The organism is Pseudomonas sp. GM102 (assembly GCF_000282555.1).
Taxonomy (GTDB): Bacteria; Pseudomonadota; Gammaproteobacteria; order Pseudomonadales; family Pseudomonadaceae; genus Aquipseudomonas.
The window spans coordinates 25,462-39,243 of the sequence record NZ_AKJB01000057.1 but is presented as its reverse complement, the minus strand read 5'-3'; the positions used below and the strand labels follow the sequence as shown (position 1 = coordinate 39,243).

Below are 13,782 nucleotides of genomic sequence, written 5' to 3'. Positions count from 1 at the left end.
GTTTGTCTGTTTGATTGGCACCGAGACGATCAACGATTGACGTCGACCACCACCCGCCCGCGCAATTGGCCGGCGAGCAAGCGCGGCGCGGCGTCGATGGCTTCGCTCAAGCCGATTTCGTGACTGATCAGCGGCAGCAAGGCGAAGTCCAGATCCTTGGCCAGGCGATTCCAGGCCAGTATCCGCCTGGCTTTGGGTTGGGTCACGCTGTTGATGCCGGCCAGGGTCACACCGCGCAAAATGAACGGCGCGACGGAGGCTGGAAAGTCCATGCCTTGTGCCAGGCCGCAGGCAGCGACAGTGCCGTTGGCCCGAGTGCTTGCGCAAGCATTGGCCAGCGTGTGGCTGCCGACCGAGTCGATCACCGCCGCCCAACGTTCCTTGGCCAATGGTTTGCCCGGCTCCGACAACGTGGCGCGTTCGATGATTTCACTGGCACCCAATTGCTTGAGGTAGTCGTGCTCGGCGGTGCGGCCGGTGGACGCCACCACGCGATAGCCGAGTTTGCTCAGCAGCGCGATGGCGAAACTGCCGACGCCACCATTGGCGCCCGTCACCAGCACTTCGCCTTGATCGGGGGTCACTCCGTTGTGCTCCAGCGCCAGGATGCTCAGCATCGCCGTGTAACCGGCCGTGCCGATGGCCATCGCTTGCGCGGCGGTGAATGCTTTGGGCAACGGGATCAGCCAGTCGCCATTCAGGCGAGCTTTCTGCGCCAATCCGCCCCAATGTCCTTCGCCCACACCCCAGCCGTTGAGCAGGACTTGATCACCGACCTTGTAGTCCGGATGACCGCTGACTTCGACAGTGCCCGCCAGATCGATCCCCGGCACCATCGGGAATTTGCGCACCACCGGGCTGCTGCCGGTGATCGCCAGGCCATCCTTGAAGTTCAGCGTGCTGTACGCCACGCGCACGGTCACATCGCCTTCAGGCAATTGATCGTCACTGATCTCTTGCAACGTCGCCCGGTAACCGCTGTCGTCCTTGTCGATCAAAATGCCTTTGAACATCACTGCCTCCCGATGGAATCGCTCAGTTGTCGTGCTGTTGAAATAACACATGAAAACACATCGCCGTAGCCGACTTTAAGCCAATCCTCAAACACGACTGGCCTTGGGTCAGTCATTACTGATACAAATTCGCTTCTACCGACGTCGGAGAACACTGCACATGAGTCAATGGCCAGACACCCGCATTCTTGACCTGCTCGGGATCGAACTGCCGATCATCCAGGGCCCCTTGGCCGGCGCGACGACGTCGGCCATGGTGATTGCGGTGAGCAACGCTGGCGGCCTGGGCTCGATGCCCGCCGCGATGCTGAGCATCGAGCAGCTGCGCGAGGAGCTGAAAACGATTCGCCAACACACCCAGCGCCCGTTCAGCGTCAATTTCTTCTGCCATCAACCTCCGGCACCCGATGAGCAACGCGCCCGGGACTGGAAAAATCTGCTGGAACCGTATTACCGGGAATTGGGGGTCGATTTCGATGCACCGACACCGGTGTCCAATCGCGCTCCGTTCGATAACGCGGCCTGCGAAGTGATCGAAGAGTTTCGTCCTGCAGTGGTGAGTTTTCATTTTGGCCTGCCGGAAAAACCTCTGTTGGATCGGGTAAAAGCGACCGGGGCGAAAATTCTCTCTTCGGCGACTACCGTCGAAGAGGCCATCTGGCTGGAACAGCATGGTTGCGACGCGATCATCGCCATGGGTTACGAGGCCGGCGGTCACCGGGGGATGTTCCTCAGTGATGACCTGAGTAGCCAGGTAGGGACATTTGCCCTGGTGCCACAAATCGTCGATACGGTGAAAGTGCCGGTGATTGCCGCAGGCGGGATTGGAGATGTGCGGGGCGTGGCGGCGGCGTTTCTGCTGGGCGCTTCGGCGGTCCAGGTGGGTACGGCTTATTTGTTCACGCCGGAGGCCAAGATCAGCGCTTCTCACCAGAAGGCGTTACGCACGGCCAAGGAAAGCGAGACGGCAGTCACCAACATTTTCACTGGGCGCCCGGCACGCGGGATTCTCAATCGGGTGATGCGTGAGCTGGGGCCGATGAGTGCCAAGGCGCCGGCGTTCCCTCTGGCGGGCGGTGCGTTGATGCCGTTGCGGGCCAAAGGGGAAGCGGATTTCAGCAGCCTTTGGGCCGGGCAGGCGTTCACGTTGGGGGTTGAAATGACTTCGGCAGAGCTGACCAAGCGGTTGGCGGATGAGGCGTTGGCCAAATTGACTCGCTAGGCACAAAACCTGTGGGAGCGGGCTTCCTGTGGTGAGGGCGCTTCCTGTGATGAAGGGGCTTTCCTGTGGCGAGGGAGCTTGCTCCCGCTGGGTCGCGAAGCGGCCCCAAAAGCTTCACGACTGCTTCGCAGCCGAACGGGAGCAAGCTCCCTCGCCACAGGCAAGCCCCCTCGCCACAGGAGCCCCTTCATCACAGTTGAACTCTCTTCACGCTGCTAGAAAGTTCCGTTTACAGGCAATTCGCTATATATTCCGCTATATAGCGTTTCATCTCGCCTACCACGGAGCCGTTTCATGACCATTCGTGCCTCACGTTTTGCCCTCGCGTGCCTGTTCACCGTGTTCGCTTTCGGGTCAGCCCAGGCGGATGAAGTCCAGGTCGCCGTTGCTGCCAACTTCACCGCGCCGATCCAGGCCATCGCGGCCGATTTCGAGAAAGACACCGGGCACAAACTGGTCACCTCCTTTGGTGCAACCGGCCAGTTCTACACCCAGATCAAAAACGGTGCGCCGTTCGAAGTGTTCCTCTCGGCAGACGACATCACCCCGAAAAAACTCGAAACCGAAGGCGACACAGTCAAAGGCTCGCGCTTCACCTACGCTGTCGGCACCTTGGCGCTGTGGTCGGCCAAGGACGGTTATGTCGACGCCAAGGGCAACGTGCTGAGCGACAATCAGTATCAGCATTTGTCCATCGCCAACCCGAAAGCTGCCCCGTATGGCCTGGCCGCCACTCAGGTACTGGCCAAGCAAGGCCTGACCGACAAGGTCAAAGACAAGATCGTTGAAGGCCAGAACATCACCCAGGCCTACCAGTTCGTATCCACTGGTAATGCCGAACTCGGTTTTGTGGCCTTGTCGCAGATCTACAAAGACGGCAAAGTCACCAGCGGTTCGGCCTGGATCGTGCCGGCCGATCTGCATGACCCGATCAAACAAGACGCGGTGATCCTCAATAAGGGCAAGGACAACCCAGCCGCCAAGGCGCTGGTTGACTACCTCAAAGGTCCGAAAGCCGCCGCTGTCATCAAATCCTACGGTTACCAACTCTAAATGACGCTATCGAGTGCCGATTATTCCGCCATCTGGCTGACTCTCAAACTGGCGTCCCTGACGACCGTGATCCTGTTGGTCATCGGCACTCCGATTGCGTTATGGCTGTCTCGTACCCAGTCCTGGCTGCGCGGCCCGATCGGGGCGATTGTCGCCCTGCCCTTGGTGCTGCCGCCCACGGTGATTGGCTTTTATTTGTTGCTGGCGCTCGGTCCTAACGGGTGGGTCGGCCAGTTCACCCAATCGCTAGGGCTCGGCACCTTGACCTTCAGTTTTGCGGGGTTAGTGATCGGTTCGGTGCTGTACTCGATGCCGTTCGTGGTCCAGCCGCTGCAAAATGCTTTTTCTGCCATTGGCACTCGTCCACTGGAAGTGGCTGCAACCTTGCGTGCCAATCCTTGGGACACGTTCTTCAGTGTCGTTCTGCCGCTGGCCCGTCCCGGTTTCATCACCGCGGCCATTCTCGGTTTCGCCCACACCGTCGGCGAGTTCGGTGTAGTACTGATGATCGGCGGCAACATTCCCGACAAAACCCGAGTGGTCTCGGTGCAGATCTACGATCACGTCGAAGCCATGGAATACGCCCAGGCTCATTGGCTGGCCGGGGCAATGCTGGTGTTCTCGTTTGCAGTATTGCTGGCGCTCTACTCCAGCCGTAAAACCAAAGCGGTCTGGAGCTGATCGATGATTCATGCGCGCTTGAAACTGAATTATTCGGGATTCTCCCTGGATGTGGACCTGCAACTGCCCGGCCGCGGAGTGACCGCGCTTTACGGCCATTCCGGCTCGGGAAAAACCACGTGCCTGCGCTGCATCGCCGGCCTGGAACAGGCCGAGCAGGGTTTTATTCAGGTCAACGATGAAGTCTGGGAAGACAGCGACAAGGGGATTTTCGTACCGCCGCATAAACGCGCTCTGGGTTACGTTTTCCAGGAAGCCAGCCTGTTCCCACATTTATCGGTGCGGGCCAATCTGGAGTTCGGCCTCAGGCGTATTCCCCGCCAACAGCGCCGGGTCGACATGGCTCATGCCACTGAGTTGCTGGGGATTGGTCATTTGCTGGGCCGCGATCCGCAGAACCTTTCTGGCGGTGAGCGCCAGCGGATCGGCATCGCTCGCGCCCTGCTCACCAGCCCGAAACTATTGCTGATGGACGAACCGCTGGCGGCACTCGATACCCAGCGTAAAAACGAAATCCTGCCGTATCTGCAACGGCTGCACGATGAGCTAGACATCCCCGTGCTGTACGTCAGTCATTCCCAGGGTGAAGTCGCGCGGCTCGCCGACCACCTCGTCCTGTTTAGCAACGGCAAGGCTCTGGCCAGCGGCCCCATCGGCGAAACCCTGGCCCGGCTCGATCTGCCGCTGGCGCTGGGCGACGAGGCTGGTGTGGTGATCGAAGGGCATGTTAGCGCCTATGACGCCGACTATCAGCTGTTGACCTTGCAACTGCCCAACACGGAGCTGAGCATTCGGGTCGCCCATTCGCCGATGGCCGAGGGCCTGGCACTGCGCTGCAAGGTCCAGGCGCGGGATGTCAGCCTGAGCCTGCAAGGCGTCGAACAAAGCAGCATTCTCAATCGTCTGCCGGTCACGGTGATCAGTGAAATCGGTGCCGACAACGCCGCTCATGTACTGATCCGCCTGAGCGCGGCTGGTACACCGCTACTGGCGCGGATCACCCGCTATTCCCGGGATCAATTGGGCGTGCACCCCGGACAGCAACTCTGGGCGCAAATCAAAGCGGTGGCGGTGCTGGCCTGAATCCGTCGGCACCCCGACGATGACGCGAGGTCAATGGCTTAACGCCCCATGATTCGCTGCCCAGGATGAGCCGCCATGCCAGACACTGCATTGCCCGACGGATTGCCGCCCGACCTGCATTACGTCGATGACAGCCAGCCCGGCATCACCCGCAAGCTCCTGCGCGGCAAGTTTTGCTACTTCGACTCGGCGGGCCAGCGCATCACCGATCCGGATGAAATCAAACGCATCAATGCACTCGCGGTGCCGCCCGCCTACACCGATGTGTGGATTTGCCCCGACCCGCGCGGCCATCTGCAAGCCACCGGCCGCGACGCTCGCGGTCGCAAGCAATACCGTTATCACCCGCGTTGGCGGGAAGTGCGCGATGCCGACAAATATTCGCGTTTGCGGGACTTCGGCCTGGCCCTGCCGAAACTGCGCAAACAACTGGAAACGCTGCTGGCCGCGCCCGGTTTCAGCCGCGACAAGGTCATGGCCACGGTGATTACCTTGCTCGATGCGACGCTGATCCGGGTCGGCAACACGCAATACGCCCGGGATAATCGCTCCTACGGCCTGACGACCCTGCGCAGTCGTCACGTCGAGGTCAACGGCAGCGCAATCCTGTTCCAGTTTCGCGGCAAGAGCGGCATCGAGCACCAGATCACCGTCAAAGACCGGCGCCTGGCGCGGATCATCAAGCGTTGCCTGGAAATCCCCGGGCAAAACCTCTTTCAGTATCTGGACGAAAACGGCGAGCGGCACACCATCAGTTCCTCCGACGTCAACGCCTACTTGCAGACGCTGACCGGCGCCGATTTCACCGCCAAGGATTACCGCACCTGGGCCGGCAGTGCACTGGCATTGGCGGTGTTGCGCGAGTTGCATTGGGAATCGGAAGCCGACGCGAAGCGACATGTGGTGGAAATGGTCAAGAATGTCGCCCGGCAGTTGGGCAATACCCCGGCGGTCTGCCGCAAGTGCTACATCCACCCGGCCGTCGTTGATGGGTTTATGCAGGGGGCGTTGGCCGAACTGCCGCGATCGAGCAGACGTAAAAGGCTCAGGGCCGAAGAAGTCGCGCTGGCTGTGCTTCTCGAGAAGCTTATCGAGACGGCCGAAACACCGTAAGACCTCTTCGAGGCGAACTAACCGACGAACTGACCTGCCCTTTTTTGGCGTGATTTCAAAGGGCTTCTATGCTTGATCTGAATACGAATAGCTTCGGTGACGCCATGGAAGACATTTTCGTTGTGAAACGCTGCAACAAGATCATCATTCATGGCCGCCGGGCCGGAGAACCCGATCACCCGCCACCCGATGCTGCTGTCTGGTATCGCATTACCGATACCCGCACCCGTGGCTTCATCGGTGACGGCTTCGATCTTGAAGAGGACGCCGCGCGCGAATGTCGGCGGCTTAACGCGGTCAGCTCGCCGAAGTCCCGGCAAGCCTGAAGCTGACCTGTTTTGTTTCCGGGTCTATACTCAAAGGAGCTGAAGGATCAGCGACCCATTGGCAGAAAGCTCGCTCCTCGCGGGCTTTTTGTTGCCCTTTACCCGATTTCTTTGAACGGAGGTGTATGTCATGTCCGAGAAAGAGTCCATCACCACCCTGCTCACCCTGCTTGACTCCCGTCAGGCGCGCCTTGCCGCTGCCTGCAAGGAAATCGCCGATTGGGTTGATAATCAAGGGGGGCATCCGACAGCCCTCAGGATTCGCGATCGTCTGAACGACATCGAGAAAGACACGCCGCAGATTCGCAGCGCGTTGTCTGCACTCAAACCTGTAGAGCCGCCGCTGCCTCGGTTCAGATGAGTCGACCACGGTACTCAAACCAGGGACAGAGCCTGAGTCAGGACGCCTGATCGGTGACATCATCGTCACCAGGCTTATCCCTGTCTGCGTTACACACCCACCCGGCCAGGTTTGCCGGGCTTTTTTTGTTCAAGCCCTTTCCCATTTCACACCGCCTTCACAACTCCCCCCTTACAGTGCACCCACTCCTTTTCAAGAATGCCCATTGGCCCGCCCGCATGCGGGCCTTTTTTTGCCTGCTGTATAGCGAACGAACGCCCTCGCCCGTCTGTCGAACGATTACACATCACGAAGGAGATACCCCATGGTCACTCACTTCAAAGTCGGCGGGCACCTGGCCTGCGGACACAAAGGCAGCAACCTGACTTCAAGCAGCATACTGACCCGCGTGAAATGCAGAAGCTGCCGCAACACCGATGCGTTCAAAGAAGCGCGCAAAGCCGAACGCAACGCTGCACGTCGGGCCGCACGCAAGGCCAAAGCCGCCCACACCGCCAATGACTGGCGCGCAGCCTGGACCCAGCGGCTGATCGACATGCCCGGGCTGCAAAGACTGCCACGTGGTTTTACCGGCCAGCCATTTGTGTAGCTGACACGCTTGGCCCCGCCCGGCTTATGACTCGGACGTACACATGGTCGCCGGTGCCATGATTTCACCCAGCGACATGCGCTTGAACGCTTCGACCAGGCGCCGGCCCTCGTCGGGCGCGCAAGAGATGGCCAATCGCATGGTCGCCTCACCCAGATGCCAGATCAAAAAGGCTGCATCGGTGACTTGCTGCGCATCGCTGCCGGGAAACACCCGCAGCATCGCATCGGCCAACAAGCCGCCGGCGACACGACTCTCCTCCAGCTCCAGTGCCAAAAGCTGCTTGTCCGCCTGCATGCCAGACCAGATATCACGCATCGCAGGCGTAGCCAGAACGATCTCGTAATACTGATCGAGCAAGTCCGAATAGGCTTCGCGCAGCCCTTGCGCATCCTCGACCGCAGCCAATGCCCCTTCGATACAGCGACGACTCTCGGCGTTATAGCGCTCGGCCAGCGTGCGGATGATCGAACTCTTATCGGGAAAATATTGATACAGAGAGCCGATCGAAATCTCCGAACGTTCGGCGATTTCGCTCATCTTCACCTGATCGCTGCCCTTGGTCGCGATCAGTTGGGTCGCCACGCCCAGGATTCGCTCCTGACGCTCGCGGCTGCGTTGCTGCGTGGGGTTGCGTCGGGTCGGCTCTGAAACAGATTGTTCGAGCCCAGCGGCTGCTTTCTTTTGCACTGGCGGATTTCCCGATTAATAAACATGACAAGGACTCACCTTAGCACCGCCTACCACCGCGCCCAATAGGCAGTAGCCATACGTCGGCTTCTTCGATGTTGTCGGTTGACGGCAGAACATGAGCGTTTATCATCTTTTAAACGTGAGTATCACTCACATTAAACGATGGAGATGAACGCGATGACAGCCACCCAAGAGACAATCCTGATCCTCGGCGCCACCGGCAAAACCGGGCGCCGGATTACCCAGCGACTCAAAGCCACCGGACGTCCCGTGCGCGAGGGATCACGCGCGGCCAATCCACCTTTCGACTGGGAGGATCGATCCACGTGGGATGCCGCGCTGGATGGAATCCACGCCGTTTACATCGCCTATCAGCCAGACCTCGCCGTCCCAGGCGCTGTCGAAACCGTTCAGGCGTTCACCGATCTGGCAGTCAAAAGCGGCGTCAGCAAACTGGTCCTGCTGTCCGGACGCGGTGAAGTCGAAGCGGAACAAGCGGAGCGTGTCATACAAAACAGCGGCGTTGACTGGACCATCCTGCGCGCCAGCTGGTTCAGCCAGAACTTCAGCGAGGCACACTTTCTGGAGCCGATTCTTCAGGGCGAACTGGTACTGCCCGTCGGCAATATCGCAGAGCCCTTCATCGATGCAGAAGACATCGCCGAAATCGCCGTCGAGGCGCTGACCAAACCCGGCCATTCAGGCCAACTCTATGAACTGACGGGGCCGCGAGCGTTGACGTTTGCCGAAGCCGTCAATGAAATCGCCCGCGAGACCCAACGCGATATCCAGTTCATCGCCGTACCGCCGCAAGCCTATCGCGAGGCGCTGGAACAGGCGCAACTGCCCGCTCAGTTGATCGACCTGGTGCTGTATCTCTTCACAACGGTGCTCGATGGTCGCAACACCCCGATTGCCGACGGTGTACAGCGCGCACTGGGCCGGCCCGCGCGGGACTTCACCGATTATGTTCGGCGCACGGCGGCTACGGGTGTTTGGGGCGGTGAGGGTTGAGATCGCAGCGGGTGGAGCCTGGGAGAAATTACGAGGCAGAAACGACAAAGGCCTGCATGAGTTTTCTCATGCGGGCCTTTGATAGATATGGTGAGTAAGCACCAAGGGTTTGTCTGTCAGTTGGCGTGGCAGGTGCATATACAACCCCAGCACCGGGATCGCTTTATGCAGTAGCCCCACCGATAAAGCAGACCCCTTCAATCCCTTCAGAAAATCACTTGTGCCATCGTTAGAGTCCACAACTCAATAGTGATGCACATAATAAATCCATCACACTGAATCCATAGCAGATCGTTATAAGTAAATAAATAGATTAATTGCTCAGACCACTAGACGATATTAAACAGGCGTCTACTATGGACGATGCTACTGCTACATCTGTACCTGCAAAAGCTGGGGGGCTCGGCAATGCATAAGTATTCAAAACTCAAGTTAGTGTGATGGTCAGGATGGGGGCCGCCAGAGCGTAAGAATCGGGGTGGTTTCAAGCGCAGATATTCAGGGCAAAAGCAAGGGAGCCCAGTGGCGGAGTGGCGACCGCTGGCGGCAAACTACCGCTGGCTTTGGGCGAACTGGGTGATTTTTCCTATACTTGACATCGGACGTAAATTCTTCATTAGCCAGGAGGCTGACTATATGTCTGTACAACCCCTCACACACCTACTCATAGATACCGATGTCGATTTCGACGACTACATGGCCATCTCGTATTTGCTAAAGCATCACGCGGTAAAGGTCGAAGGCATCACAGTGACGGGTGTGGGCGCTGTTCACTTAACTCACGGCGTTGAAAACATCAGTAACTTCCTCACGCTGTTCGATGACCCTGAGATAGAGCGCATCCCCGTCGCCGCTGGTTTTCAGCGCCCCATGGTGTACAGCAATACCTTTCCCTTTGAAACACGCCAGGCATCGGATCAACATTACGACGCCCCGTTTCCGCGAACAAACCTGAATCCCACGCGAACAGATGCGGTCGCTTTCTTAAGGGAAGCATTGGAAAATACCGATCATAATTTTACCGTATTAATGATAGGTGGCGGTACGACGTGGGGGCATTTGTTCCAGCAAGCTGAAACCGACGACGCATTGCAAGACTTGTTGCTCACCAAAATAGACCGCATCGTTATGATGGGGGGCAATTTGTTGCCGCAATACGCCCAGCCCGGGGCGGCCGGCAATATTATTGACGCTCTGGGTGACACCCCCTACTACACCAACAATGTTGCCGAATGGAACATCTTCCTGGATCCGCTTGCTGCTCAATATGTTTTTAATGGCGGGATCCCAGTGCAATTGGTTGCGCTAAACGCATGTAACCAGATCCCTATTACGCAGGATTTCCTGCGCCAACTCTCCCGCATTTCCAACCCGATTGCTCAATTCCTCACACAAGTGCTGCAAAGCTCGACCATCGCGCCCGGTATCGGCGCCTATCTGTATTTTTGGGATCCATTGGCGGCCATCGCGGTAACCGACCCTCAGTTTATCCAATTTACCCGCTATGGCCTGCAGGTAGAACAGGAGCTAAACGAAGAACAGGATACAAGCGGGAAGTTGGTGCCGGATAAGTCTGGCGCTCCGGTCGACGTTGCCCTGGGGACCGCACCCGGGTTCGTCAGGGCACTTTATCTAAACACCATTGCAGGGAACTCGGCCGAAGCCACGGCCGAAAACATGGCCAACGCAACGGCGGTAGCGGCAGATGAGTGAATACCCTCTATTCTTGGCGTGATTGACGTCATCGGCCTTTGCCGATGACGTCGCCATTCCGAGGAAGCTTGCCTATCGCAACGCAGTCAATGACTTCCAGTTCACACGCTATCCCATGAATTACAACGGAGGGGAATGCAAACCTATTGAACCCGGACATCTCGCTGCGAATGCAGATCGCGCTTCAGCAATGGAACAACTACATCTGTCAGGGCGCACCGACGGCCCGTAGTAGCAAATCATTCAAAGGAATGGATATATGAACGTTAAAGCGATACTTAGCCGTCTGATGCTGTGCCTATGGGGTTTATTGGCAGTCTCATCGGCTTATGCGGAGAGCGTGATCATCGCGACGCCCCAACAAGGTGTGGGGATCGCAGTCGATGTCTTTGACAGTCCAGATACCCCAGGCGATAAGCCTTCTTCGACGAGCATGGTGCCATTCCGCCCCACAGGGTTATATACACCCGTGGTGCAGTCGTTCAAGGGCAAAATTTATATGTTTTGGTCCAACAACAATGATCAAAGTCATATCTATTTTTCCACTTCAGCGGAGGGAAAAAGCTGGTCCGCCCCAAAACCCCTCGCAGTGGATAGCATCTTGGGTGATGTCTCCGTTACCGTATTCAAGCAAAAACTGGTATTGACCTTTGCCGATGCCCAGAGTCGTCACTTAAAGACCATCAGCTCCGAAGACGGCGTCGCTTGGTCCAAGGTTAACCTTGTCGATACCGCCCTCCATAGGGCCATCAATAACAAACCTGTCGTGTATAACGGGCAATTGTTTGTCTTTTATAACGAAAACGCAGGTAAAGCTGTTTACTATGTCACCTCGAATGACGGCGTTCTGTGGGACCGGGAAAATGTAGCGTTCCAGGAAGGCGCCGACACGATTCTGAATTTGGTTCCCGTCGTCTATAACGGTAATTTATGGGTCTATTACTCTCTTTATAATGGCGGCCAATTCGCACGCACTTACGACCGGGCCCGCCAATGGGGCGTGAAGAAAGACCTGGCGGGTATAACCAGCAAGACGTTTCTGAACAGTGCAACGATGATCGGCGAGCGCGTGTTCATCAGTAGCAGCTCCAATACTTTTTATTCAAAGGATGGGCTTAACTGGAGTCCGTATTTCTCCAAGAGTTTCCCCGGGCATTCTGCCTACCCGTCGGGACTGGGCGTTTCCTATGCCATTACCGCAAACGATTTAACCGCAGACAACCCGCAGCTGCCTGCGGATCTGGCTTCGGGCCTTAGCCATACCGACTATGCAACCTTCGCCTGGCGGAGTTTTATCGCACTGAACAATGCGGCCAACACTCCGTTACCAGCTAACCGCGGCGTCGGCAATCCAGGCAGCAGCTTTGCCGATTCGGGCAAGGCGTCCAGCCCCTTGGCGTCTTCCATCCCCTTGTTGTGGCAAACCTTCGCCCACCGCACCGAGTTGTTTCCAGGGGATAAAAAACAGCAAAACCCCGTAGGCGGCCCTACGCGTCCGTTTGCTTCTGACCCGCAATACAGCTATATCAAGTTCCCCAACGGTGCGCCTTTGGCATCAGGCGCCAGCTATGCTCATTACAACAATCTGGACGAGGCGACCCAAATAGGGCAAAACGCTATATTTTTCCCGGTCAATCCTCCGAAAGCGGCAATGACAATGACAGGGACCGACTATACCCCTTCAAAAGACAGCCAGATCCTGTTTGAGGCCAAGGCGAATCACGTCGTTTACGAGTATGCGAAAAGCCTCGGCAGTTATCCGGATCATATCGTTCTGCCCGACGGCGCGGTGGAGGTCAAGGCAGCATGGCGCAAGCTGGCAGACATTCCGGAAATGCAGCGCAAGCGCTACCATACGGCGACGGTGGTGACCTATCAGGGCAGCGATGATGCGCCGTTGGCGCACAATGAAGACTACGCTCTGGTAGCCCTACATATCATCCATAAGACGCCCAACTACCCAACCTTCATATTCGCCACTTTCGAGCAGCAGGATGCGCTGACATTGCCGGACGGCACCTCGCCAACCGGACTTTACTATATCGCCAACTACGACAAGATTGCCTACCCCGATTCGGATAACAACAATCTACCGGTCGCTACCTTCTCTGACGGCAACACAATCCATAAGGTTACCCTGCCCAAGCGTGACGTCGCAGATTCGACCCTTAATCCGCCCGTCTACTCCGGCAGCAACGGGATCCATGAAGGGCAGGCCGGCCCGATACGCGTAGTGCAACCACAAACCATCTATTCCGAAGTCACTGCGGTCAACAACCAGGTCAAGCAGTTAATGAACGACAGCAGCGAATTCAACAATTCGGTCTGGAAGTACTACCGGCTTAAAGGGGTGCAGGCTATCCCGTCGAGCACTGAAACCGACCCGGATTATTACCTGGCCAATATAATGGTCGAAAGCAGCCAGCCGGGGATTCAACTGTTTCGCGGGGGGAACTCATTCCCCATTCCGAAAGACCACATCCTGACCAATACGCGCGACATGAAGAACATCAGGGTGCCTGATTATGATCACAACATTCAAAGCCAGACCATGGGCGGCTGTATGGGATGTCACGGCATCGCCCAGTCCGTACTGAAACAAGGTTTCAGTTTCCTGTTTGATGCGATCAAACCTCCTACGGCCAAACCTCATACGATCAACTTCGTTGTCCCCACCGGCTTCAGGAATCCGGAGACCGTAGGTTATCCAGATGCTGGCACCATGCAGAAACGGGCCATGAAATACTCTCTCAGCCTTGAGGATGAAGGTGCAGTTGAGAAGACGGGCACGCAGCAGCCAAATACCTCGAAGGATAAAGGGGAAAATTAAATCGGCCGATAGCGTTATATCGGCGAATTAACCCTTCTTGCCTTTGATGCCAAGGGAAATGACAAGCGGCCCACACCGCAAGAATCCCGAT

General features: G+C 57.3%; 13 protein-coding genes and 1 pseudogene. 11 read left to right on the top strand and 3 right to left on the bottom strand.

The window, feature by feature from the left end; translation table 11 throughout:
- Positions 1–29 precede the first annotated feature (29 nt).
- Positions 30–1,013 (bottom strand): acrylyl-CoA reductase (NADPH), encoded by a 984-nt coding sequence (gene acuI, locus PMI18_RS16420; protein WP_007900024.1) that lies wholly within the window; start codon positions 1,011–1,013, stop codon positions 30–32.
- 160 nt (positions 1,014–1,173) lie between these two features.
- Between acuI and PMI18_RS16425 the strand changes: the two genes are divergently transcribed.
- The 8 genes from PMI18_RS16425 (at position 1,174) to PMI18_RS16460 (ending at position 7,441) form a co-directional block, all read left to right on the top strand.
- Positions 1,174–2,235, top strand: coding sequence for an NAD(P)H-dependent flavin oxidoreductase (locus tag PMI18_RS16425; RefSeq protein ID WP_007900023.1), 1,062 nt, complete (start codon positions 1,174–1,176; stop codon positions 2,233–2,235).
- 294 nt (positions 2,236–2,529) lie between these two features.
- On the top strand, positions 2,530–3,288 hold the full coding sequence (modA, locus tag PMI18_RS16430) for a molybdate ABC transporter substrate-binding protein (protein WP_007900022.1): 759 nt from the start codon (positions 2,530–2,532) through the stop codon (positions 3,286–3,288).
- Positions 3,289–3,969: a molybdate ABC transporter permease subunit gene (modB, locus tag PMI18_RS16435; RefSeq protein ID WP_007900021.1), complete on the top strand. Its 681-nt coding sequence runs from the start codon at positions 3,289–3,291 to the stop codon at positions 3,967–3,969.
- A gap of 3 nt (positions 3,970–3,972) precedes the next feature.
- The gene (gene modC, locus PMI18_RS16440; RefSeq protein WP_007900020.1) at positions 3,973–5,052 is read left to right on the top strand and encodes a molybdenum ABC transporter ATP-binding protein; all 1,080 of its coding nucleotides are present in this window, start codon (positions 3,973–3,975) and stop codon (positions 5,050–5,052) included.
- A 75-nt stretch (positions 5,053–5,127) separates the two neighbouring features.
- Positions 5,128–6,165 (top strand): DNA topoisomerase IB, encoded by a 1,038-nt coding sequence (locus PMI18_RS16445; protein ID WP_007900019.1) that lies wholly within the window; start codon positions 5,128–5,130, stop codon positions 6,163–6,165.
- Between the two features lie 68 nt (positions 6,166–6,233).
- A complete protein-coding gene (locus PMI18_RS16450; RefSeq protein ID WP_007900018.1) occupies positions 6,234–6,491 on the top strand; it encodes a hypothetical protein in 258 nt (85 codons plus the stop codon).
- A 130-nt stretch (positions 6,492–6,621) separates the two neighbouring features.
- The gene (locus tag PMI18_RS16455; RefSeq protein WP_007900017.1) at positions 6,622–6,852 is read left to right on the top strand and encodes a hypothetical protein; all 231 of its coding nucleotides are present in this window, start codon (positions 6,622–6,624) and stop codon (positions 6,850–6,852) included.
- 304 nt (positions 6,853–7,156) lie between these two features.
- Positions 7,157–7,441: a hypothetical protein gene (locus tag PMI18_RS16460; protein WP_007900016.1), complete on the top strand. Its 285-nt coding sequence runs from the start codon at positions 7,157–7,159 to the stop codon at positions 7,439–7,441.
- Positions 7,442–7,465: 24 nt separating this feature from the next.
- On the opposite strand, the gene PMI18_RS16465 is transcribed toward PMI18_RS16460, so the two are convergent.
- A complete protein-coding gene (locus PMI18_RS16465) occupies positions 7,466–8,131 on the bottom strand; it encodes a TetR/AcrR family transcriptional regulator (RefSeq protein ID WP_007900015.1) in 666 nt (221 codons plus the stop codon).
- A gap of 180 nt (positions 8,132–8,311) precedes the next feature.
- Here PMI18_RS16465 and PMI18_RS16470 point away from each other — a divergent pair, with 180 nt between their 5' ends.
- Positions 8,312–9,148, top strand: coding sequence for an NAD(P)H-binding protein (locus tag PMI18_RS16470; RefSeq protein WP_007900014.1), 837 nt, complete (start codon positions 8,312–8,314; stop codon positions 9,146–9,148).
- A 121-nt stretch (positions 9,149–9,269) separates the two neighbouring features.
- Here PMI18_RS16470 and PMI18_RS31890 read toward each other — a convergent pair.
- A pseudogene (locus PMI18_RS31890) lies at positions 9,270–9,391 on the bottom strand (inositol monophosphatase family protein); the annotation flags it as partial.
- 393 nt (positions 9,392–9,784) lie between these two features.
- Here PMI18_RS31890 and PMI18_RS16475 point away from each other — a divergent pair.
- Both PMI18_RS16475 and PMI18_RS16480 read left to right on the top strand, forming a co-directional pair.
- The gene (locus PMI18_RS16475) at positions 9,785–10,861 is read left to right on the top strand and encodes a nucleoside hydrolase (protein WP_007900003.1); all 1,077 of its coding nucleotides are present in this window, start codon (positions 9,785–9,787) and stop codon (positions 10,859–10,861) included.
- Positions 10,862–11,120: 259 nt separating this feature from the next.
- Positions 11,121–13,691, top strand: a complete 2,571-nt coding sequence (locus tag PMI18_RS16480; protein WP_007900001.1) for a sialidase family protein — start codon at positions 11,121–11,123, stop codon at positions 13,689–13,691.
- Positions 13,692–13,782 lie beyond the last annotated feature (91 nt).